Origin of the sequence: Planktotalea sp. (genome assembly GCF_965659345.1) — a bacterium.
Classification (GTDB): Bacteria; Pseudomonadota; Alphaproteobacteria; order Rhodobacterales; family Rhodobacteraceae; genus Planktotalea.
Genome location: NZ_CBFHVK010000027.1, coordinates 1 through 23,037 on the forward strand (window position 1 = coordinate 1; position 23,037 = coordinate 23,037).

Sequence of the window (23,037 nt, forward strand, 5' to 3'; positions counted from 1 at the left end):
AAGTACCGTGGCTGTAGGCTAAATCCGTCTGGGGTAAGGGGGAGATCGGCCTCAGACCGATTTGTGCAACAAAGCCGATCTGCATTACCAACAGATGTCTCGCGCAGGTACGATTAACGCGTCTGATGGCACCGTCCTGCCCACGGGTGTTCAGCTTGGCTTAGGTGTGCGTCCCTCTTCTATCTCGGTTTATCTTGCGCAAGGCTCCCTTTCTGCCACCAATAGCGATTTGGACATGGCAATAGATGGGCGTGGCTATCTGGAAGTGACTCTTCCCTCGGGTGCCTCGGCTTACACGCGCGACGGCTCTTTGAAACGTACTGGCGAAGGCGTGATCGTCACCAATGATGGTTATCCTGTGGTTCCAGAAATCGTCATTCCGCCGGATGCGCGGAGTATTTCCATCAATGGCGATGGTGAAGTCTTTGCTTACTTTGAAGAAGCGGCTGAAGGACAGCTGCTGGGGCAGTTCACGCTCGCTGGTTTCACCAACGCAAAGGGTCTAGAAGCCATCGGCAGCAATCTTTTTCTTGAAACCGAAGCGTCCGGCCCGTCGCAAGTCTCTGTGCCCGGCACAGACGGGCTTGGGACCTTACGGCAGGGGTATCTGGAGGACAGTTCAGTTGACGCCGTGCGCGAAGTCACTGAATTGATCGAGGCGCAACGTGGTTATGAACTTAATGCCAAAGTCATCACTGCTGCAGATCAAATGCTTGGCGCGACGACACAAATCCGATGATACGTAGCATTCTCATCATCTTTTGTTGGCTCGGTTCCTTCCCTGCCTTTGCAGATATTGCAATCGCGACGCGCAATATAAGGCCCGGAGAAATTCTTCAGAACGTTGATGTTTTGATGGTGCGCGGGGCTGCCAAAGAAGCCTTCAGCGACCCTAACGATGTTATCGGAACAGAAGCCAAAACTGCGCTTTACGCAGGGCGCATCATTAAACGTAATCAACTTACCGCTGCTGCGAGTGTTCAACGAAATCAAATTGTTGAGCTTGTCTTCACAAACAACGGTTTGTCGATGTCGACAGAGGGGCGAGCGCTTGGACGTGGCGCGGTTGGTCAGCGAATTCGTGTGATGAATCTCACGTCAAAAACTTCAATTTTTGGTACCGTAGAGCGCAATGGCTCTGTGCGTGTCTCGAAATAAGGAACGCTCATACCCATGCGCATATATTTTCTATTTATTAGCGCCTTCTCTCTGATCAGTTGTAGCGATCCTGACTACTTGGGCAAACCACCCACGTTCTCCCCGCCAATGGAGTCGCGCGAACACAGTGCAATGATCTATCCGGGGTTACCGGAAACAGTACAGCGCACGTCTGTATTGGATGCGTCTTCGTTGTGGCGGGGAGATCGAAAATCACTTTTAGGGGATCGGCGAGCCTTGCAACAAGGCGACATCATGACAGTTGTTATCGAAATCGATGATAAAGCAGAAATTTCAAACACGACGTCGCGCTCACGCGACGGGTCTGACAGCGTTGCGTTGCCTGAGTTTTTCGGTGTCACGCAGCGCCTTGCCAAAAAATTGGAAGATAACGCGAGCCCTGCGAACGCTGTCGATCTGAACAGCACAAGCAAGTCGAAAGGCGATGGATCGGTTCGGCGCAAGGAAAAGCTGACATTGCGGGTCGCGGCAACAATCGTTGAAGTTTTACCAAATGGCGTGCTTGCGATTGAAGGCACGCAAGAAGTTCGCGTGAACTTCGAACTGCGCGAACTTTTGGTAAATGGCTACGTGCGCCCTGAAGATATCTCGCGTCAAAATGAAATTACGTATGACAAGATTGCATCCGCGCGCATCTCCTACGGTGGCCGCGGACAGATCAGTGACATGCAACAACCGCGCTATGGCAGACAAGTGCTCGAAGCCATTCTCCCATTTTGAAGGACGTCTGCTATGATTAAAAAACTTATCCCAATTATTCTAATCCTGACCTTTGGCGGCGCCGGCGTTGCAGCTGGACTTATGTTGAAACCCGAAGAGGTCGCTATGCTTGATGCGGAAAACCCGTGCGGGGAGAATCCGAATAAAGGCGATGAAAAAGCAAAAGAAGAAAGCAAACCTACGAAGGACGGCACAGAAAAATATGAATACGCCAAGCTGAACAATCAGTTTATCGTACCTGTTATCAAAGGCGATATTGTGCGATCTGTCGTCGTTGTTGCCCTAAGCCTTGAGGTTACTGCCGGCTCACGTGACGCTGTCTTTCAGATTGAGCCGAAGTTGCGGGATTCATTTTTGCAAGCACTCTTTGATCATGCCAGCCGTGGTGGCTTTGATGGCGCGTTCGCAAACACAGAAAACCTCATTCGAATGAGACGTGCGCTTAAGGAGAACGCAACCAAAATTCTAGGTGATGTCGTGAACGATGTATTGGTCACCGACATCGCGCGGCAAGATAATTAACCGCAACACATTTGCTTGATTTGCGCAGCAAGGTCTGGGTCAGCGACTTTGCTGTCAGCGGCGATTTCTTCTGCCTCTGTCAGCAAGGTTTCAGGACTACAAATGCGATCAATCAGACCAAATGCTAGCGCTTCATCCGCTAAGATTTTTTGCCCGCCCATCAAGATAAGTTTTGTTCTCGCAGGCCCTATCAATGCGCGCATGCGTGCTGGGTCAGAGGGTTGCGGTAGAAAACCTAATTTCATAACTGGATAGAAAAACTTCGCATTCGGCACCGCCAAGCGCACATCGCAGGCAAGCGCCATTCCCATTGCACCGCCCGCCAAGGTTCCGTTCAACGCCGCAATGGTCAAGCAACGAAGATCAGCAATTGCGCCAGACACTTCTTCCCAAATCGGAGAAATTGCGAGACCCGCACGCGCGGCTTCCAAATCAGCACCAGCGCTGAAAACCTTGCCAGCACCAGTCAAAATTAAAACCCGTGCGTCTTTTGCATCGCGCGCGATCTGAGCGAGTTCTTGCAACATCTCAAGGGTGAGTGAATTCGCCTTTTCGGGGCGATTTATCGTGACGGTCCAAACGCCGTCATCTTTTGTTAGGTCGATCATGAGACACCCACACGTGTTCTGATATCTTCATCTCGCAACGAAATCTCTTCGCCCAGCCACGCATCCGAATCTGCGCTGCACATCCACAAAAGTGTCTTGGCGGGCCAATCTGCAGGGATGTGAATATCCCAATCAAGTTGGCTAACCGGGTTGATTCCTGAAGTCTTGATATCTTTTTGCATCTGCGTCGCAACAGTGCCCGGAGACAGACCCATGCAGCGGATTCCATGCGCCGCGTTTTCGAGATGCGCCATACGCGTCATCATTGCAGCCCCAGCTTTTGAACTGCAATAATGAGACCACGCCTCTATTGGGTTATGCGCCGCACCCGAGCTTACCGTAAGAATTGTTCCAGATTTCGCCTCGATCATCGCAGGCAAAACACAACGCATACCGTTAAAAACGCCAGTTAAGTTTATATCGATCGCTTTTGCCCACGCTGCAGGATCTGCGGTTGCGATATGTGAAATCGGCTCAATCACGCCAGCATTGTTGATCAGAATATCGACTTTGCCAAATTTTTCAGTTGCGGTTTGAACCGCTTGATCCATGTCTGCGTAAGAACTCACATCACACGCAATTGCTAGCGCAGTACCACAAATTTCAGCAGCTATTGCTTTGATCGTCGTCTCGCTGCGCGCCAATAGCACGACATTCGCGCCTTGATCCGCGAATAGGCGTGCGCTTGCTTCACCGATTCCGCGGCTTGCACCGGTAATAATAACCGTTTTTCCAGTGACATCTGTCATTCTACAGCCCTCATCATTTTGGGGGATTGCCGCCGGATTGCTCAAGAACCGGCGCTTCAGCTTGACGTTGCCCCAAGCTCGGTCAAAGCTGCAAGCTGATTTATCATTTAAAGGATACGAATATGTCTGTGCGGTCCGCTATTTTTGGAACGACTTCTCTTGTTTTTATCGCGACGGGTGCCTCTGCTGATGTGAGCGCGAACGACATTTGGACCGACTGGCAAAATTACATGGCCGGCTTTGGCTATTCAGTGGATGGCACTGAAACGATGTCAGGAAACACACTTAACATCAGCAATTTGAAGATGAGTATTCCCGTGCCGGAATCCGACGGCAATTTCGAACTTAGCCTAGACAGCGTTGATTTCGTTGAGAATGGCGACGGTACTGTTAACCTCGTATTCTCCGAGACCATGCCGATGAGCTTCGTCGCCCTTGGGCCTGAGGGCGAAGCTGTGAGCGGATCGCTAGATTACACGATGAGCAATATGGAGATGCGCGCGAGCGGGGATCCCGATAAAGTTCAATATGACTACAGCGCAGATCAGATCGGGATGACCCTGACCGAGCTGGTAATCGATGACGAAGCCTTGTCGTCTGATGCCCTTGAAGTGAGCTTTACCTCTAATGGGCTCAGCGGTCAGTCCATTATGGAGCCCGGGGCACTGCGCAAGGTCGTGCAAACAATGGCGCTTGGGGCGACCCAATATAAGGTGGCATTCGTTGATCCAGAAAGCGATGCGAAAGTGAATTTCGACGGTTCAATGGCGAGTGTGAACATGCAAGGGGACTCAGTACTTCCGATCAGCTTTGATCCGGAAAACGTTCAAGCCGCTCTTGAAAGTGGTTTCGCGGTCGATGGCAGCCTCAGCTATACAGGGTCGAAAACGGATTTCTCGATTATCGGCGGCGGCGATGAGATTATCGGGTCAAGTAGTTCGGAAACGGCCAGTATCGGCGTTACGATGAACAAAGACGCGCTGGGCTATTCTGGTTCCAGCACGGGTGTTAGCTTCAATATGGATGGCAACCAAGTGCCGTTGCCCATCGTTGCTGGGCTTGGCCAAATTGCATTTAATATGCTTATTCCTGTGGCCAAATCTGAAACTCCGAGCGATTTCGCACTTGGCGTGACACTCGGTGATTTCGTCACATCTGACCAGCTTTGGTCGATGTTTGACCCTGCCAAAGTTTTGCCGCGCGATCCTGCTACGATATCGTTTGATCTGATCGGCAAAGCAAAACTGCTGTTTGACTTCTTTGATCCAACTCAAATGGCTGCCGTCGAAAATGGCGAGGCGATGCCAGCAGAGCTAAACGCTGTAACCCTGCGTAATCTGCGTGTCGCTGCAGCTGGGGCGGAATTGACCGGAACAGGTGACTTTACTTTTGATAACAACGATCTTGAGAGTTTTGGCGGCTTTCCAAAACCCACGGGTGGCATCGATGTCGGGCTTGTGGGCGGCAACGGTTTGATGGACAAGCTTGTTCAAATGGGTCTTCTGCCGCAAGAGCAAGCGATGGGTGCGCGCATGATGATGGGCCTATTTACGCGCCCGGGCGATGGGCCAAACTCACTGACCACCAAATTGGAGATCAATGAACAAGGCCACATCCTCGCCAATGGTCAACGTATCCAATAAATATACCTAATTTGATGAGACTAGGCCACGCTATATAGCGTGGCCTTTTTTTCATGACCTTGTAACGCATGCCTGTGCGGGCTACCTCCATGACAACTAGTTTCCGGAGTACTGATGTCGCAAAATCTCGAAGAACTCACTCACGCTCTTTTGCTTAGCGCCAAAAAGGCAGGCGCAGACACTGCAGATGCCATTGCAGTTAAAGGCACGTCGCTTTCTATCGATGTGCGTGGCGGTGTTTTAGAACAGGCAGAGCGATCTGAAGGGGTCGACATTGGCTTGCGTGTTTTGATTGGCCAAAGACAAGCTTGCGTGTCGTCTTCGGACACGTCGCAAACAACCATTGATGCCATGTGCGAACGTGCCGTCGCAATGGCTAAAGAAGCACCAGAAGATCCCTACATCGGCCTAAGCGATGAAAATATGCTGAGCGATTTGCGCGGAGCCGACGGTTTGGAACTTTACGATCCAACGCCAGAGCCAAAACCGGAAGCTTTACAGGACGATGCTATGCAAGCGGAGGCTGCTGCACTTGCACTCAGCGGTATCAGCCAAGTGCAATCTGCCACCGGTGGGTATAGTGCACGTGAAATTCATCTGGCCGCGAGTAATGGTTTTACGGGTGGCTATCAGCGCACGGACCGCGCAACGTCTTGTGTCGCGATCGCAGGGACGGGCTCCGCGATGGAGCGTGACTATGATGGCGACAGTCGCATTTTTCAGGCCGATTTGCGCAGCGCCGGTGAAATTGGCCAAAGCGCCGCAGAGCGTGCTTTGGCGCGTAGCGGAGCGATCAAACCGCCAACCGGCAGTTTCCCGATCCTCTTTGACGAACGAATTTCGTCAACGCTTATCGGCCACCTACTTGCTGCAGTGAACGGTGCGTCCATCGCACGTGGCTCTTCATGGTTGCGTGATGCTTTGGGCGCGCAAATATTGCCCAGTCATTTGAGTGTTATCGAAGACCCGCACCGCGCGCGTGTCCCAGGCTCTCGCCTATTCGATGCGGAAGGATTGGCGACGCAAAAACGGGCGATCATCGAAAACGGCCTTCTCACAGGTTGGACGCTTGATCATGCGAATGCGCGTAAACTTGGGATGACATCTACTGCGAACGCAGCGCGCGGCACATCTTCGCCACCCTCGCCGAGCAACTGGAATATCGAGCTTACACAAGGTGCACAAAGCCGCGAAGATCTTATCCGCGATATGGGAACCGGGCTTTTGGTTACGTCGATGATTGGCTCTACGATCAACGCAACAACGGGCGATTATTCTCGAGGGGCCTCTGGTTTCTGGGTTGAAAATGGGGCCATCAGCCATCCTGTAAATGAATGCACAATTGCAGGGAATTTACGCGATATGTTGATGCGCATCACACCCGCGAATGACGCGCGCACGCACCTGTCCCGCGTCGTGCCATCGTTATTGGTTGAAGGCATGACCCTTGCCGGAAACTGACCTCGATCTTTTGATAAAAGCAGCGCGCGCTTCAGGCGAGATCGCGAAAACGTTTTTTCAAAACGAACCAAAGACATGGGACAAAGACGATGGCGCGGGGCCGGTAACTGAAGCAGATCTTGCCGTGAACACCTACCTTGAGGATGTGTTGCGCACGGCCCGCCCAGAGTATGGATGGCTTAGCGAAGAGTCCCTGGATGACACTAAACGCCAATCAAATGAATATGTCTTCATCATAGATCCAATTGATGGCACGCGCAGCTTTATCGAAGGGTCCCGCACGTGGGCGCATTCACTTGCCATTGCGCGCGAGGGGCGCGTTACCGCAGCGGCGGTTTTGTTGCCGATGCGGGATTTGATGTTCAGCGCAGCACTTGATCAAGGTGCCACTTTAAATGGGCAACCGCTTGCTGTGACGCGGAAAGAAGGCTTCGAAACATCCGAGATTCTGGCCACCCGACCTGCGCTTCAATCGCATCATTGGCGTGCTGGCGCAGCCCCAGAGTTTAGCCGCCATCACCGTCCCTCGCTCGCATATCGCCTCGCTTTGATCGCTCAAGGACGGTTTGACGCAATGCTCACTTTGCGACCTAGTTGGGAATGGGATATCGCTGCAGGCGCACTGATCGTGTCTGAAGCAGGTGGCGCAATCAGCGACAAAACCGGGCGTGCGTTGAAATTCAACAATCTAGATCCACGCTTGAACGGGGTTGTCGCAGCAGGCCCGAGTTTACACACAAAGATCATTGACAAGTTAGCTGCAACTTGACCCTTGGACACTGCAAAAGATACGCTCCCAGGAACTGAAAAGGACGGAATTATGGAACAAAAACTGCACCTTGTATTTGGCGGTGAGCTGGTGGATCCAACAAAGAACGTCTTTAAAGATATCGAAGCGTTGCATGTCGTTGGTATTTTCTCGGAATACGAAAAAGCATTCGATGCTTGGAAAGCCGAGGCGCAAAAAACGGTAGATAATGCCCATATGCGCTATTTTATTACGGATCTAGGCGGCCTTTTGGATGAAGGTGCCGCGGGTCGTGCGGCGCAAGATTTGGGATAGATCAGTTATGAGCTCGCTCAGCTTATTTGCTTACAAAGCGCTGGCGCGAAGCACGACAACATCACAGACAGATCCCTACCCGGAGCGTCCTGAGGGGCCGCTCATTTGGGGTGTTGTTCACGATGAGCATTCAGCGCGCGCGTTAATCCACTTGGTGGAACGCCTACATCATTTGCGCGGCCCTTGTACGTTACTTATCACTTATGCCGATAAGCCCCCCCGCGTGCCGGATCACAAAGGACAGTTTTGCATACAGCTGCCTGTCGATACCGGCGATATGGCACAGCGCTTTCTAGAACATTGGCAACCATCGGTTTGCCTATGGTTCGGCGGGGATCTCCGCCCGACTCTTATTGCCGAAACCAAAGCTGCTAAGATCCACATGAAGCTTTTGTCAGCAGAGGAACACTTGCTCGATCAATCCGTGTGGCGTTGGCTTCCTTCGCTCGCACGCGAAACAATGCGTGCTTTTGATACGGTTGCGGCTCATGATCCGATTGCCCAGCGAAGCTTACTGAAGATGATCGGCGCACAAGGTAACGTAGAAATACAAGGTATGCTGCAAATCTCCGTTGTCCCACCGGTTGCGAACGAAAGCGCGTTCACGGAAGTCTCAAATGATCTCAATGGTCGACCTGTATGGCTCGCGGCGAATATCCAAGAAGGTGAGTTGAAAGACGTGCTTAATGCGCACAGCGACGTCATAAAGATCAACCACCGCCTTGCCCTTATTCTTGTCGCTGCGTCCTTTCCTGTAAGCGTTGAGGCGCGCAGGATTCTTAAATCTCAAGGCTGGCGGGTTTGCCATTGGGAAGACGGCGATCCGATTGAAGAAAATACACAAGTCATTCTTGTCGAAGAACCCGAAGATATGGGGCTGTGGTTTCGCATTGCGCCGCTCTCTTTCTTGGGCAGTTCTTTGAAGCCACGCTACAACGGTTGTGATCCATATATCCCCGCATCACTTGGTTCGGCCATCATTTATGGGCCGAACGTACGTCATCACACGAGCAGTTACTCTCGCCTTGCCGCGGTTGGTGCTGCGCGCATCGTAAAAGATGCAGCTGGACTGACGATGGCAATCGAAACACTTCTTGCATCGGATCAATCGGCATTGATGGCTCATGCTGCATGGGTTGCTATCTCCGAAGGTGCGGAGGCGACGGATGCAGTCATCGAAGACATCCAAGTTCAGCTAGACACTTTGGAAACGCCATAATGAAGCCCCTGAATTTTTGGTATACGTCTGCCAACGCACTCGACTGGCGCGCGCGTTTTTTGGCACCACTGGGCGCACTGTACGGGGCGATGACTGCGTATCGTGTACGGCAAGCCCCCACTTATGTATCGCGACGTCCAGTTATCTGCATCGGGAACATTAATGCAGGCGGCACAGGCAAAACGCCCTCAACTATCGCCATTGCTCAGATGCTTGTGTCGATGGGCCATGCGCCACATATCGTTTCGCGCGGCTATGGCGGGTCTTTGACGGGCCCCCACGCCGTTAGTGCGACAGACAACGCACGCGAAGTTGGTGATGAACCTTTGTTGCTGGCCGCTTTTGCGCCAACATGGGTGTCCAAAGATCGAGCCCTTGGGATCGAGGCGGCGTGCAAGGCTGGGGCGTCTCACATCTTAATGGATGACGGTTTTCAAAACCCAAGCGTCAAAAAAGATATGGCGATCGTTGTTGTGGACGCTGGCAAAGGGTTTGGGAACGGTCTGTGCCTACCCGCTGGCCCTTTGCGAGAACCTGTGAATAAAGGGCTTAAGCGCGCTGATTTCGTGTTGTCCATCGGCACTGAAGCGCAACAAGCCCAGTTCGCAGCGAGCACACCCATAAGCGTTCCGCACTTGAAAGGTTTCCTTGAACCACTGCAAACGGGACTCGATTTTGCCAACATGCGTTGCATCGCTTTTGCAGGTATCGGACACCCTGAAAAATTCTTTAACACGCTGCGCAACCTTGGTGCGCAGATCATTCGCGCAGAAGCCTTAGCTGATCATCAAACGCTAACACCAGCTTTGATGAAGCGACTTTCCAATGATGCGCTCTTGCAAGATGCCCAATTGGTTACGACAGAAAAAGACGCTGTTCGCTTACCCCAGAGCTTTCGCCAACACGTCGTTACTGTGCCTGTCAGACTTGTTTTGAATAAAGACACGGAACTACTTGCAGCGTTGACAGCCTTGAACGCTTAACCCACAAATACCGAACACATTGAGAGACTGAGAGCCAAATATGATCGACAAACTCGTAGACATCGTTGGAAAAGATCACGTGCTAACGGGCAGCGACACCAAACGCTGGCAGACCGAATGGCTTGATACATATCCGTCTGATCCAATTGCGGTGGTACGTCCAGCAAACACGGCTGAAGTTTCAAAGATTGTTAAGTTTGGTAACGAGATGAAGACACCTATCGTTCCGGTAAGTGGCAACACTGGGCTCGCGGGCGGTGTATCTGGCAAAGGTCACGTCATGGTCTCCATGGAGCGGATGAATACCGTTCATGAAATCCGACGTGACTCGCGCATCGCAATCGTTGATGCAGGCGTTATTCTAAGCGACATTCATAGCGCCGCAGACGCTGAGGGGCTCGTTTTCCCACTTACGTTCGGTGCGCGCGGCAGTGCCCTGATCGGTGGCAACATGGCGACGAATGCAGGTGGGTCCAATGTTGTTCGCTATGGCAACACCCGCGATCTTGTCTTGGGTGTTGAGGTCGTCCTCCCAACAGGCGAAATTGCCGATCTGATGTCTGAATTGCGCAAAGACAATTCAGGCTATAATTTGAAGCACTTGATTATCGGAGCGGAAGGCACGCTGGGCATAATCACCAAAGCGGTTCTCAAACTATTCCCCAAACCAAAAGCCTATGCGACAGCTATGGTGGCTGCCCCTTCGATCGGTGATGGTCTGCACTTACTTAACCGACTACAGGATGCCACGGGTGGGTCTGTGGAAGCGTTCGAATACATGCCGCGCGCCTATGTAGAGCGTCACCTTGATATTAATAGCGCAGCGCGTGAACCATTTGATGAGCCACACGATGTGAACATCATGGTGGAAATAGGAACAACTATCGATGCCAAAGCTACAGCGGACGCATCTGGCCAAATTCCCCTTACCGCTGAGCTAGAGAACATTCTTGCAGGGCTATTTGAAAGCGGTGAAGTCCTTGACGCCACAGTTGCGCAAAACGAAGCACAACGCCGTGCCATGTGGGAACGCCGCGAAGCTGCAGCAGAGATCGTTTTAGGACACAAGCCGCTCATAAATCACGACGTTGCTGTTCCCTTGGAAAAGGTAGCTGCTTTTTGCGAAGCCATGGAGCCGCGCCTGCAAGAGATAGACCCCGGCGCTGTACCCATGATTGTGTCACACTTGGGCGATGGAAATGTGCATTATTCAGTTTGGGGCAAAAGCCAAGATCCAGACGTGCATGATGCCATCACTGAAGCTGTTGAGGATGAAACCTTGAAACTTGGCGGAAGTTTTTCTGCGGAGCACGGAATTGGTGTGAGCAAGCTCAATTCAATGAAACGGCGCAAGGATCCTGTCTCAATCGCAGCTATGAAATCAATCAAAGCCGCGCTTGATCCAAACAACATCATGAATCCTGGCAAGGTTTTGCCCGACTAAGTCAGCTTAGCTGCGCCACTCAAAAAAGCCTTCACCAGCTTGTGCAAGCAGCTTAGCCGCCATAGCTCGGCCCATTTCAGCGCCGTCTTCGATGCTTCCGGTGACATCGTCGCCAATGCTTTCGGAACCATCAGGGCGCAGAACTTGGCCACGCAGTCGCATATTTGTTCCATTAAGTTCCGAAAGACCTGCGATGGGCGTCTCACAAGAGCCGTCCAATGCCTCAAGAAACGCACGTTCCGCCGCAAGACGTTGTCCTGTCTCAATATCGTGGATCGCTTCTAGCATTTTTGCGGCGCGAGTATCATCGATCCGACGTTCAATTCCAATCGCACCTTGCGCGACAGCGGGAAGCATCTCATCGGTTTCAATCGCACTTTTTGCAACATGTGCCATGTCCAAACGACGCAGACCAGCCATCGCAAGAAACGTGCAGTCCGCGACGTTATCTTCGAGCTTTTTCAAACGGGTCTGAACGTTGCCGCGAAATTCAACAACGTTGAGATCAGGGCGGTAATTCAAAAGCTGTGCACGGCGACGAAGTGAGGATGTTCCAACGACAGCACCAGATGGCAAATCCGCAAGCTTTTCATGACCCGCGGATACAAAGGCGTCTCGCACATCTTCGCGCGGCAAATAAGTGTCAAGGACAAGCCCTTCAGGTTGAAGAACAGGCATGTCTTTCATGGAATGAACGGCAATATCAATTGCACCGCTCAACATGTCGTCTTCGATTTCTCGCGTAAACAAACCTTTGCCCCCGATCTCCTTCAAAGGTCGATCGAGTATTTTGTCACCGGTGGTCTTTATCACCTTAATGACAAACGCATCTTCGGGAAGATCAAAAGCGCTCGACAAGCGCCGACGCGTCTCATGTGCCTGAGCCAAAGCCAAAGGCGAACCACGTGTGCCGATGATCAGCGGTGAAGTCGGGGAAGGAAGTGTAATGCTCATATCTCTATGTTTATGAGTGTCTAGTGAAGTTGACAACTAAAGAAGTTGAAAAACTTGCGAGGTAGAAAACGAACATATTTAGCAAGTTCAATAAGGTTGTCGTTAGTCGTGTGAGTACGCAACCACACTAGAGCCAGCCGGCAATAGGATTTGGACTGCTTTTGACCTGTACGGTGAAACACCCGTTTTCTAGATCTATTTGTAGATATCCGGCAAAAGCGTCGTCGAGATCGCTGGCACGTAGGCAATGAAGAGCACCACAACAAACATACAAAAGACGAATGGCACAGCGCGGGCCGCAATTTTGAGTATCGACTCGCCCGTAATGCCTGCGACAACGAACAAGTTCAGCCCCAGCGGTGGGGTAATGAAACCAACACCCAGCGCCGTGATCATCATGATGCAGAACTGAATTTCGTTCATGCCGATGTTATCCGCCAATGGCTTGAGGATCGGCGCGAGGATTACGATGTTTGGCGTTGTTTCCATAACGCAGCCCGCTGCAATCAGAATGCCGATCATTAGAAGGATTAATAACCAAGGCTCATCCGTGAGGCCTGTCACGGCTGTCACAAAACCTTGCGGCACGCCCATAATCGCCAATGCTTCCGCAAGCGGCACAGAAAATGCGATAATCGGCAGGATCACACCGTTCACCTTTGCAGAACTCACAAGCATCGCAGGAAAATCTGCAAAGCTCAGTGTGCGCATGATGAAGCCCATAAGGATCGTGACAACAACTGCTGTGGCACCAGCTTCGGTTGGCGTTAAACGGCCGGAAAAGATGCCATAAAATATGATGCCGGGCACGATGAACGCGTACCAGCCCGACTTTAGCGCTTTGCCAACACCCGTGAGCCATTCACCAGCCGTCATCATGCCGCCACCTTCATAGTCGTGAATGCGGTTCATGATCAGGTTGGTGATGAGGATCGCGAGCAAAATAGCGATGCCAGGGATAAGCGCGGCAAGGAACAATGTGGAGGCCGATATGCCAAGCACTAGCCCGATAATGATGTAGGCAATGGACGGTGGAATAAGGATGCCTGTGCATGCGCCAGCGGCAACAAGTGCGCAGGCGTAGGGGCGCGGGTATCCGCTTTCGACCAAGCGCGCGATCGTCATACGACCCACGGCAGCAGCACCCGCTGCGTCAGAGCCGGAAATTGCCGCGAACATACCGCAGACAAGCACCGTGGCAGAACCGAAACCGCCCTTTGTGAAGCAAGTCAACGCTTCGGCAACATCGAGAAACTTACGACTAAGACCCGTGCGCACCAAAACGTCACCCGTCAGAATGAACAAGGGCACCGCCGTTAGGGCAAAGGCATCAATGCCTGTGAACAGACGCTCGCCCACAAGGCTAAGGGGCAAGTCACCTGACATCACCAACATCAGAATTGCAGAACTACCAATCGCAGCCCAAACGGGCACAGCAACTGCGATAAGAGCAACGAACATGATAACGGGAACGTAAAAATCCCAACCGAGTTCAACTGTTTGTTGCAGCGTATTCCAGAGCATTGCGGTGTCCCCTACTCAAACAGTGTGTCGCCCTCGTAGACGTCTGTGCCGTCTTTGAGGGATTTAAAATCGCGGGCGAAAGACTGCATCAAGCGCCACATCATCAGGCTGAATCCCAGCGGTACAGAGGCGATAAACCAGACCTTTGAAACGCGTAACCCGTCAGTAACGGAGCCGAATTTATAAGACACATGCAGCGTCTCGAGTGACCAATAGAGCGCAATTATGGCGACGATAAACATCACCAAATCACCAAAAATATAGAGCAGCGCTTTAAGGCGAGGCGAGAGGTAGTGCATAATCACATCGATGCGAATGTGCGCGCGCTCTTTCACAGCGGCGGCGGCACCAACCCACGCAAGATAAATAAAGGAGAAGCGTACGATCTCTTCCCCCCAAATGGACGAGTATGCGAAAATTTCGCGTCTCAGAACCTCGATGGCCATCGTGATGACAAGCATCACGTAAAACACAAGCAGCAACCAGCGCTCGGCGTTACGGTCAATGTTCCGCAATAGATCCATCGGGTGTCTCCATCAAATATGCAGGCCTTGAGCACAAAACGTCTCATGCAAAGGCCTGCATTGAAAAAGGTCGGGCTACGTGAGGGAGCACTCAGCCCGACATCAGATTAAGCGTCGTGGACGTAATATTTGCCCTGCGTGCCCGCCGCTTCTTCCATCTTCGCAAAGTTATCCATGGAGCCTGCAAGGTCTTTCTTGAAGCTGTCCCACTCTGCCAACTGGTAACCACCCGCTGCTTTCCACTCGTTCAGCTGATCTTCGCTGAGGCTGTGGAATTCAACGCCGGACTTCGCCAGTTCGGACATTGCGTATGCACGTGCGGATGGAACCTTGGAGAGGTTCTGGTGCGCCGTCATCTCAGAACCCCACATGATGCCTTCTTGAACGTCTGCAGGCATGGAGTTGAACCACTCAAGGTTACACGAGTAAACCTGTGAATCCGGAACCGCTTGGGTAAACGTTACGTGGGACAAGATGTCTTTGAAACCAAACACATAAAGCGCGCCAACAGATGGGTCGAGCGCGTCTGCAACACCCTGCTTAATCGCGGAAGGTGTTTCACCCCAAGCAACTGGCGTCGGGTTTGCGCCGACCATACGGTAATACTGCTGCAACATCTTGGAGCCCGGAACACGGAACTTTACGCCGTCCAAATCGGATGGTGAAAGTACTGCACCTGCGCCGCCTTTGCGAACCGCAACAACGCGTGGATCAATGTTGACGTAAAACAGCGCTTTAAAGCCGTTCTCTTCAACCTTAGGCTCAACACTGCCTTTCCAGAAATCAGAGTTCACAAGGTTCGTGAAACGCTGGTTGGAACCACAAAGATATGGCATGTTGATCAGGTCAACTGTGGACGCGAATGGCGCGAAGTTGGACAACGAGTGCTGCGCCGCTTGGATCGTGCCACCCTGAACCGCCTGAACAAGTGCGCCACCTGCACCAAGCTGACCGCCGGGTGCGAGCTTGACGTAAACTTTGCCGTTGGTCGCGTTCTGGATATTCTCTTTCAGGTCGAGCTGCATGATAGGATAGCTGCGTGATGCACCCAAAACATAAGCAGTCGCGATTGTCATCGTATGCTCAGCTGCTTTTTCGCGATCACGCTCTTCATTTGCTGTTTGCGCAGCTGCTTCCGTAGACCAAAGCGTACCTGCGGCCCCTGCAACCAAAGCTGCGGTAAAGCCGCCCGCTGCGGAGAGCTTCAGGAAATTGCGGCGCTCTGCAGATGCGACCATCTTTTCATCTTCATTCATTTATAGTTCCTCCCATAAGACTGATTAGCTGTCGTCTTTCTCATCGCGAGCAGCTTCTTTTTGTAAAATTGCGACGACAAACAAAATCGTTGCCGCGAAAAGCACCAGCATTTCACCAACATCGCCAAAATAGACCCGATCCAGAAACGCGCCCGAAGCGACATTTGCAAAATAGACAAGGAATACAATCAATGATGCGAACATGAACATGGCGACCCTCCCAGGCGCTGGTTACATCTATATGAAAGCGCTTTCAGTGAGTCGATGCAAGCGCTTTCATCAAATCATGCATATTTCAGTTTTGTCTGTCTTTTGGGAGTATTTTCAAACTAAGATCATGAAGAAACTTTAAAAGGCCGCTTGCGATGACGTCACAACATGCTGTTCCTACGTTGGAAGACGTCGCAAAGGTTGCCGGAGTGTCCCCTGCCACCGTATCAAGATCATTGAACTCGCCAAGTTTGGTGTCCAAAGAGACTTTAAAGCGCGTTAAGTCCGCAGTTGAAACGCTTGGCTATACACCGCATTTCGGCGCACGATTCATGTCTGCTAAACGCACTATGACAATTGGCGCAATCATTCCAACGATGGAGAATGCGATCTTTGCCAAAGGCATACAGGCGTTTCAGGAACGCTTGCACGCGCTTGGCTACACTTTGCTTATTTCCAGCAATTCCTACGACCCCGAAATCGAAGCAGAACAAGTACGCGCACTCGCAAGCCGCGGAGCAGATGGTATTTTGCTAATCGGATATTGGCGTGAAAAGAAAGTCTATGAGTTCCTTCAGCAACGCAACATTCCGTTTCTGTTGGCTTGGGCCTTTGCGGCGAATAATGCTTTGCCTGCAATTGGCTTTGATAACCGCGCATCGATGTATCAGTTGTGCGATCAAGTTTTGACGATGGGGCATCGCAACATCGCTGTCATCTCAGGTACGACAGAAGGAAATGATCGCGCAACAAATCGATTGAAAGGTATCACAGAGCGTCTCGCAGTTGCCGGGATTAATCTGGAAAACGTTCCCATCATTGAAACGCCCTATGACATCGACAACGGGGCAAATGCGTTTGAACAACTGATGACTGGACCGAAGCGTCCTAGTGTTGTCATGTGTGGCAACGATGTTCTCGCCGTTGGTGCGTTGCAGCGCGCGCAAGAAATGGGAATAGCAGTTCCAGCGGAGGTCTCAATAACTGGCTTTGACGGAATCGAGCTCGCGCGCGTGGTGACGCCAAGGCTGACCACAGTCTGTGTACCACATTCTGAAATGGGCCGCAGAGCTGCTGATGAACTGGTGCGTATGGTTGAAAGTGGTGAAGCTGGACGTTCTTATGAGCTATCCAGCGAAATTAAGGTCGAAAAATCTATCTCAGCGATCGTTTGAAGCAGCTGCTTTTTTGAATTCGCCGAAACCGCGAGTGAAACAGCGGGCAAATCCGTCAGCTTTGCGAAGCAAGCAATTATTCCGTTAAGCGCATTCATTGTGGACAGGAATGATGGGAAACCTCAAATTGCCTCAGTTCATTAGAACCAAATTCAAACAAGAAAGATCAAGGCCCTTGGAGCCAAACGGCTTCAAACATTCTGGAAAGCGCGTTTTGTGAACGAAGATTGAAAGGGCGGCGCTGAACCGAGATCTATGGCAATGTGCCGCTGGGCTTGCTTTTCCTTAGAACGCCTGTTTTTTAAGATCCAATGGAACAATTCTTGGATTCATCATCATTTGAAAACCATCACGGGTTGGCGCAATTGATCGTAGCCGCTCCGAAAGATGCATTTGGTCTTACTGCGCTTCGGTTTCTTTCAAATGTTTCAAGAATCGAGAATTTTGGCGCTTATCATATTGCAGATTTGGCGCAACCAAACCCAGCGCTTTCATTTTGGTCCGGGCGGATTAGTGATTACTGGTTTCAACGCGATGCCGACCTCATTTTGAGTTCGAAAACCGCGTATTCTCATATCATTACTCAAATTCAAAATGCACCCTCTAAAGGGGTTCGAATTGATCGTTGGCGCCCGAAAGCCGGTAGCAATCGGAATGCTATTTATGAACGAAACGGTGTTGTTGAACGCGTAGCGGTGTCATCGAAAGACGGTCGCTCGGGGCTTCGCTCTTTCTACCTTCGTAGTGCGACGGATGGGTGTTTTAATGATGACGAGTATGCGGCGCTTTGCAACATACTGCCCATCGTTCACAGCTTGATTGGCTTGCGTCATCAGGTTGTTGGGACTGCTCGGCATGGGGCCGTTGATGGCGCGAACGCGACGCGGCTCAAGGACAATAATGTAGGCAGCTTTGCAGAGCTAACACAGCGTGAGACTGAAATCTGTGACCTTCTTCTGGACGGCAAATCAATCACGGCGTCTGCTTTGCAGCTAGGCGTGTCAGAGTCCACGATCCGAACACTTCGCCAACGCGCTTTTCGGAAATTGAAGGTTGGGTCGGCTCGTGAACTTATGGCCTTGTTTATTCAAACGCCGCGCACTTCTTAAACGCTTCGAACGATGAATGGGCGTCATCTTTAAAGATGACAGATATGGCATGGTGATCCGTGTAGGCTTCGTTTGTAATTCAGGGAGGACGCACCATGGCAACGCAATCTTTGCAGGACAAAATCGACGCACACGGAGACCTTTGGTCGATGCTCTACGATGGACCGGTTCATCGTTTTGAGTTCCCAGTGAAGCCCGAGTTTTCGAACTGGATTGATGAACAGATCGCATGGCGCACGTCTGTGATTTTCCAAAATATGTCGCACCATATGACGGACGTTTTTCTGCGTGGGCCTGACGTCATTCGACTGCTTTCTGATCTGGGGATCAACTCTTTTGCAGGGTTCGGGCCCATGCAGGCCAAACAATATGTCGTGTGCAACTATGATGGCCAGTTCATTGGCGATGCAGTGCTGTTTTGTGAAGAAGAAAATGCTGTCAGTATCGTGGGCAAACCGATGGCGGCGAATTGGGTGCGATACCATGCAGAAAAGGGTGACTATGACGTCGAGTTTGAACCTATTGATCGCCCCTCTCCCAATCTTACCGATCGCAAGCGATTTCGCTTTCAGGTTCAGGGTCCAAAGGCAGACGAGCTTTTTGCAGAGCTGAACGTTGGCGCTTTGCCAGATATTCCTTTTTTCAAAATGGGCCGCTTCAAAATAGGTCCGCATGAGGTCGTCGCCCTAAACCATCGGATGTCAGGCTTTCCGGGGTACGAGTTTTGGGGCCCAAGCGAAGTTGGCGCAGAGGTCCGCGATTTGATCCTTGAGGCTGGCAAGAAATACGATTTGACCCAAATCGGTGGCCGGACATATCCTGTTACAGCTGCAGTGTCAGGTTGGGTTGGCTCCATTCTTCCGGCGATCTTTACCGGAGACAAAATGCGCGCATATCGGGAATGGCTGCCAGCCGCGAGTGCAGAAGGGCGTCAAGCAATCGGTGGATCGCTTGCTACGGGGAACGTGGAAGATTTTTACCGTACACCTTATGATCTGGGATACGGTTTCATGATCAAATTCGATCATGACTTCATTGGACGCGAAGCGCTGGAAGCAATGCCGCCCGAGCAAAAGCGCAAAAAGGTGCGTCTAATTTGGGACCAAGAGGATGTGGTCGACATCTATGCCAGCGGGTTTTCCGGTGGAGACAGGTACAAGAAGATCGAATTGCCTGTCGGAAATTATACCGTCGCCCCCTGCGATAGGGTTCTACTTGGCGAAGAAGACATTGGTGTATCATATTATCCAGCGTATTCAGAAACAGATCGAGCTTGCATATCGCTAGCGTCAATTCGGGCTGATTTGGCAATTGAAGGTCAAGAGTTGACCTTAATCTGGGGCGAGCCGAAGGGCGGCTCCGGCAAGCCAACTGTGGAGCGCCATGTGCAAAAAACGGTACGTGTGATCGTTGATCCAAAACCGATCAAGCGGCATTGAGCTGAAGGAACCGATACGGCATGGCCAGCCCGATCTTTTCAAACAGCAAGCGCGCCTTTCATTTGGGCTCATTTCCATTAGAGCGGATGATACGTCAGAGCGGGCGTGCTATAGGCGCCGTTCCTGCGATGCAGCCCGTTGATTTCGCGAGACTGGACAGGCCAAGTTCTCTTGTTAACGCGCTGGACGAGTATCAGTCGATGCTGGATGCGATCCGGGACGGGTTGATTAATAAGACCAAGGCGAAATGCCCAGAAGATCCTGACGAACGCGCCCGCCACATCAAATCCTTTGCCTATTTTCAAGACGCGCCAATGGTTGGCATCGCGCGTGTGGACCAGACCGCGCAACTGGATGTGCCGATCCGCAATCCGGGCATTGCCCGCCTTGCCGAAGAGTTACGCACCAAACAGGTCAAATCGCTGGCAGCAAGGATCGAAACGACGATGGCCGATCTCAAGGACAGCATGGAGGCACCGCCCAAATCGATGAACGGGCATGCCTATGCCATCGTGCTCCTATATCCTTTCAATCGGGACCCAGAACCGGACGAAGCAGGTTTTGTATGGATGCAAGACGCGCAACGGCAACGCGCCTCGGTGCGCGCCACTGAAACAGCGGTGGTTGTCGCAAACTACCTGCGCGTGCTCGGATATGATGCACGAACTCATAGCGGTTCAGCGTCGGACGTAGATTTGAACCAGTTAACCGTCGCGGCGGGATTGGCCTCCCCAGAGGACGGAGCGCTCGTTAACCCTTTTATGGGCGAGAGATTTCAAGTTGCTGTCGTGACAACCAATTTTGAAATGACACCTGATGCGCCGCTGGCTCCCATGGACCAGCAACCCGCGTCGCTGACGAATGGAGCCGCTTGGGCCTTGGGTATTGGCTCTGCTAAAAACGCTCTGACGCTCGATCCATTCGCAAAGCGCAGTTATGCCAGCGGGCCTCATCCTTTTGAGACACTGAAGCGCGTCGAAAAACCCACAACCTACATCGATGAAGAACGCGTAGCGCGGGTTCCCAAACGCGCGGATATGTTCGCCCGCTCAAAGTTCGGCGACATGGGCAAGGCCAATCAAGACGCAACGCGCGGCGGCTATTTCGCGCAGAAATCCCCTCTTGCGCAGGCGCTCCGGCGTCCGTTAGGAGCCTTTCTAGTCCTCCAAGATGGCGCGCATGCCGAAAGTGTTAGCCCAGATGCTCTGGATGCGCAGGCCAACGCAGATGGCATCAAAGCTGTTGCCTATTTCCTTGGCGTGGATGCCGTAGGTATTTCACGTTGTCCCGAGTGGGCTTGGTATTCTCACGACGCCAATGGCGATCCAATTACGCCTGAACACCCGAATGCTATAAGTTTCATCATCGATCAGGGGTTTGAAACGACCGAAGCATCTTCGGGGGACGATTGGATCGCGGTGGTACAATCTATGCGCGCTTACTTGCGGTTTTCCTTGCTCGGTGGGATCGTTGCCAAGCACATCCGCAACCTCGGCTATGCGGCCCAGACACATACCAACGTACAAAGCGAGGTCGTGCATCCACCGCTTTTATTGTTGTCCGGTCTAGGTGAGGTCAGCCGGATTGGTGAAGTCATCGTTAACCCTTTTCTCGGTCCACGCCTCAAATCCGGGGTTATCACGACCGATATGCCCTTGGTGCATGACAAGCCGATTGATTTTGGCATGCAAGCCTTTTGCGAATCTTGCAACAAGTGCGCACGAGAGTGTCCGTCCGGCGCGATTACTGCCGGTCCAAAGCTGATGTTCAACGGTTACGAAATTTGGAAATCGGACAGCCAGAAATGCACAACTTACCGCCTGACGCAAAAAGGCGGGGCAATGTGCGGGCGTTGCATGAAGACATGCCCGTGGAATGTCGAAGGGCTGCAACACGAAAAACCACTTCGCTGGATGGCAACGAATGTGCCGGCGATGGCGGGAATCCTCGCAAAGCTTGACGACGTTGTCGGCAACGGCAGCATCAATCCGGTGAAACGCTGGTGGTGGGACCTGAAATGGCAGCCAGATGGCACTTGCGAAATGATCAATCCGCAAGATGAGCCGCCCAATTACCGTGAGCTTCAAACCGATCTAAAACTTGACTATGCAGACCAAACGCTCGCCGTCTACCCTGCCGATCTCGCCCCGCCGCCATGGCCCTTTCCCTTCCCTATGGATCGCGAAAAGGGGATTGAGGCGTATCAAGCGCTGATCACAGCGAAGGAATATCAGCGCCGTCTTGATGCTGGTACAGAGGCACCAACACCCCACAGGTTCAGCCCGCCTGACGTTGCACCGGTGATCCGCGTGCAGGTCACCAAAGCCGAGAAAATGACGGATGACGTCACCAAATACGAGTTCTCATCGCTAGATGGCGAACCCTTGCCAGATTGGACCGCAGGGGCGCATTTGGACATCGTCGTCGCGCCTGAATACCTGCGCCAATATTCAATGAGCGGTGATCCGAGCGACAAAAACAAATACCAGATTGGCGTTCTGCGCGAAGATCAGGGACGCGGTGGATCAAAGTTATTACACCGTATTTTTACGGAAGGGCGTAAGATTTTCATCTCTAAACCGATCAACCATTTTCCGCTTGCACCTGCGGGCACGAAGCATTTCCTGATGGGCGGCGGCATTGGAGTCACGCCAATGATAGCTTTTGCGCATGAATGCCACGCCAACGGCTTTGACTTTGAGTTGCACTATTCCGCCTCGAAAACCGCTAACGCGGGCTTTGTAGAAGATCTTAAGGCTTTCCCATGGGCTGACAAAGTTACGTTTCATTTCTCAGATCAGAACGAACGCGCGGATCTGGATCATATTCTTGCCGGACATCAATCGGGATGGCATGTCTACGCATGCGGGCCTGATCGTTACATGACCGGCGTTATGGATGCTGCGGAGCGTCAAGGATTTCCGGAAGAGCCGCGGCATCTGGAGTATTTCTCGGTGCCGGACCTGCCGGAATATGAAAATCATGAATTTACCGTACGGCTCACAAAATCGGGCAAAGACTTTACGGTTCCAGCAGACAAATCGGCCGCCGATGTTCTGATTGAAAACGGGTTTCCAATTGATCTGAAATGTTCCGACGGTATTTGCGGGGTTTGTAAATGTGGACTTAATGACGGCGATGTCGAGCATCGGGATTTTGTGCTGTCCAAGGCACAGCGCCGCGATGCGATAATCCTGTGTCAATCACGAGCCGCAAAGAAAGACGGGCTTGTCGAGATAGACCTATAAGCAGTGG

Annotated in this window: 21 protein-coding genes and 1 pseudogene; 15 read left to right on the plus strand and 7 right to left on the minus strand. The window is 51.9% G+C overall.

Going from position 1 to position 23,037, the window contains the following annotated elements:
• Positions 1–73: 73 nt before the first annotated feature.
• The 4 genes and pseudogenes from flgG to ACTG3Z_RS16115 all read left to right on the plus strand — a co-directional run.
• Positions 74–739, plus strand: a pseudogene (flgG, locus tag ACTG3Z_RS16100) (flagellar basal-body rod protein FlgG); the annotation flags it as partial.
• Entirely contained in the window at positions 736–1,158 is a 423-nt protein-coding gene (gene flgA, locus ACTG3Z_RS16105) for a flagellar basal body P-ring formation chaperone FlgA (protein WP_439144036.1), read from the plus strand. The pseudogene flgG and the gene flgA, both read left to right, overlap by 4 nt.
• A 15-nt stretch (positions 1,159–1,173) precedes the next feature.
• The gene (gene flgH / locus ACTG3Z_RS16110) at positions 1,174–1,899 is read left to right on the plus strand and encodes a flagellar basal body L-ring protein FlgH (protein WP_439144037.1); all 726 of its coding nucleotides are present in this window, start codon (positions 1,174–1,176) and stop codon (positions 1,897–1,899) included.
• 12 nt (positions 1,900–1,911) lie between these two features.
• Entirely contained in the window at positions 1,912–2,421 is a 510-nt protein-coding gene (locus ACTG3Z_RS16115) for a flagellar basal body-associated FliL family protein (protein ID WP_439144038.1), read from the plus strand.
• Here ACTG3Z_RS16115 and ACTG3Z_RS16120 read toward each other — a convergent pair.
• Both ACTG3Z_RS16120 and ACTG3Z_RS16125 read right to left on the minus strand, forming a co-directional pair.
• Positions 2,418–3,029 carry an enoyl-CoA hydratase/isomerase family protein gene (locus ACTG3Z_RS16120; protein ID WP_439144039.1) on the minus strand — a complete coding sequence of 204 codons (612 nt, stop codon included), beginning with the start codon at positions 3,027–3,029 and terminating at the stop codon, positions 2,418–2,420. The genes ACTG3Z_RS16115 and ACTG3Z_RS16120 overlap by 4 nt on opposite strands.
• Positions 3,026–3,778 carry an SDR family oxidoreductase gene (locus ACTG3Z_RS16125; protein ID WP_439144040.1) on the minus strand — a complete coding sequence of 251 codons (753 nt, stop codon included), beginning with the start codon at positions 3,776–3,778 and terminating at the stop codon, positions 3,026–3,028. The genes ACTG3Z_RS16120 and ACTG3Z_RS16125 overlap by 4 nt, the downstream gene beginning before the upstream one ends.
• Positions 3,779–3,900: 122 nt before the next feature.
• Here ACTG3Z_RS16125 and ACTG3Z_RS16130 point away from each other — a divergent pair, with 122 nt between their 5' ends.
• From ACTG3Z_RS16130 to ACTG3Z_RS16160, 7 genes are all read left to right on the plus strand, one after another.
• Positions 3,901–5,421, plus strand: a complete 1,521-nt coding sequence (locus ACTG3Z_RS16130; RefSeq protein ID WP_439144041.1) for a DUF2125 domain-containing protein — start codon at positions 3,901–3,903, stop codon at positions 5,419–5,421.
• 114 nt (positions 5,422–5,535) lie between these two features.
• A complete protein-coding gene (locus ACTG3Z_RS16135; protein ID WP_439144042.1) occupies positions 5,536–6,882 on the plus strand; it encodes a TldD/PmbA family protein in 1,347 nt (448 codons plus the stop codon).
• Positions 6,869–7,651, plus strand: coding sequence for a 3'(2'),5'-bisphosphate nucleotidase CysQ (locus ACTG3Z_RS16140; RefSeq protein ID WP_439144043.1), 783 nt, complete (start codon positions 6,869–6,871; stop codon positions 7,649–7,651). Before ACTG3Z_RS16135 ends, ACTG3Z_RS16140 begins: the two co-directional genes overlap by 14 nt.
• 51 nt (positions 7,652–7,702) lie before the next feature.
• Positions 7,703–7,945 carry a DUF4170 domain-containing protein gene (locus ACTG3Z_RS16145; RefSeq protein ID WP_439144044.1) on the plus strand — a complete coding sequence of 81 codons (243 nt, stop codon included), beginning with the start codon at positions 7,703–7,705 and terminating at the stop codon, positions 7,943–7,945.
• Between the two features lie 7 nt (positions 7,946–7,952).
• Positions 7,953–9,164, plus strand: a complete 1,212-nt coding sequence (locus ACTG3Z_RS16150; protein ID WP_439144045.1) for a 3-deoxy-D-manno-octulosonic acid transferase — start codon at positions 7,953–7,955, stop codon at positions 9,162–9,164.
• The gene (gene lpxK / locus ACTG3Z_RS16155) at positions 9,164–10,147 is read left to right on the plus strand and encodes a tetraacyldisaccharide 4'-kinase (RefSeq protein ID WP_439144046.1); all 984 of its coding nucleotides are present in this window, start codon (positions 9,164–9,166) and stop codon (positions 10,145–10,147) included. Before ACTG3Z_RS16150 ends, lpxK begins: the two co-directional genes overlap by 1 nt.
• Positions 10,148–10,187: 40 nt before the next feature.
• Positions 10,188–11,591, plus strand: a complete 1,404-nt coding sequence (locus ACTG3Z_RS16160) for an FAD-binding oxidoreductase (protein WP_439144047.1) — start codon at positions 10,188–10,190, stop codon at positions 11,589–11,591.
• Positions 11,592–11,597: 6 nt separating this feature from the next.
• Here the strand turns inward: ACTG3Z_RS16160 and hemC are convergent, their stop codons facing one another.
• The 5 genes from hemC to ACTG3Z_RS16185 form a co-directional block, all read right to left on the minus strand.
• Positions 11,598–12,545, minus strand: a complete 948-nt coding sequence (gene hemC / locus ACTG3Z_RS16165; protein WP_439144048.1) for a hydroxymethylbilane synthase — start codon at positions 12,543–12,545, stop codon at positions 11,598–11,600.
• A gap of 195 nt (positions 12,546–12,740) precedes the next feature.
• Positions 12,741–14,069: a TRAP transporter large permease gene (locus tag ACTG3Z_RS16170; protein ID WP_439144049.1), complete on the minus strand. Its 1,329-nt coding sequence runs from the start codon at positions 14,067–14,069 to the stop codon at positions 12,741–12,743.
• Between the two features lie 11 nt (positions 14,070–14,080).
• The gene (locus ACTG3Z_RS16175; protein ID WP_439144050.1) at positions 14,081–14,593 is read right to left on the minus strand and encodes a TRAP transporter small permease; all 513 of its coding nucleotides are present in this window, start codon (positions 14,591–14,593) and stop codon (positions 14,081–14,083) included.
• Positions 14,594–14,700: 107 nt separating this feature from the next.
• Positions 14,701–15,849, minus strand: a complete 1,149-nt coding sequence (locus ACTG3Z_RS16180; protein ID WP_439144051.1) for a TRAP transporter substrate-binding protein — start codon at positions 15,847–15,849, stop codon at positions 14,701–14,703.
• Between the two features lie 24 nt (positions 15,850–15,873).
• Positions 15,874–16,059: a hypothetical protein gene (locus ACTG3Z_RS16185; RefSeq protein WP_375265632.1), complete on the minus strand. Its 186-nt coding sequence runs from the start codon at positions 16,057–16,059 to the stop codon at positions 15,874–15,876.
• Between the two features lie 155 nt (positions 16,060–16,214).
• Between ACTG3Z_RS16185 and ACTG3Z_RS16190 the strand changes: the two genes are divergently transcribed.
• The 4 genes from ACTG3Z_RS16190 to ACTG3Z_RS16205 all read left to right on the plus strand — a co-directional run bounded on the left by ACTG3Z_RS16190 (position 16,215) and on the right by ACTG3Z_RS16205 (position 23,030).
• Positions 16,215–17,234, plus strand: coding sequence for a LacI family DNA-binding transcriptional regulator (locus ACTG3Z_RS16190; RefSeq protein WP_439144052.1), 1,020 nt, complete (start codon positions 16,215–16,217; stop codon positions 17,232–17,234).
• A gap of 323 nt (positions 17,235–17,557) precedes the next feature.
• On the plus strand, positions 17,558–18,343 hold the full coding sequence (locus tag ACTG3Z_RS16195) for a helix-turn-helix transcriptional regulator (protein ID WP_439144053.1): 786 nt from the start codon (positions 17,558–17,560) through the stop codon (positions 18,341–18,343).
• Positions 18,344–18,438: 95 nt separating this feature from the next.
• Positions 18,439–19,782, plus strand: coding sequence for an aminomethyl transferase family protein (locus tag ACTG3Z_RS16200; protein WP_439144054.1), 1,344 nt, complete (start codon positions 18,439–18,441; stop codon positions 19,780–19,782).
• Between the two features lie 20 nt (positions 19,783–19,802).
• On the plus strand, positions 19,803–23,030 hold the full coding sequence (locus ACTG3Z_RS16205) for a reductive dehalogenase (RefSeq protein WP_439144055.1): 3,228 nt from the start codon (positions 19,803–19,805) through the stop codon (positions 23,028–23,030).
• Positions 23,031–23,037: the final 7 nt, after the last annotated feature.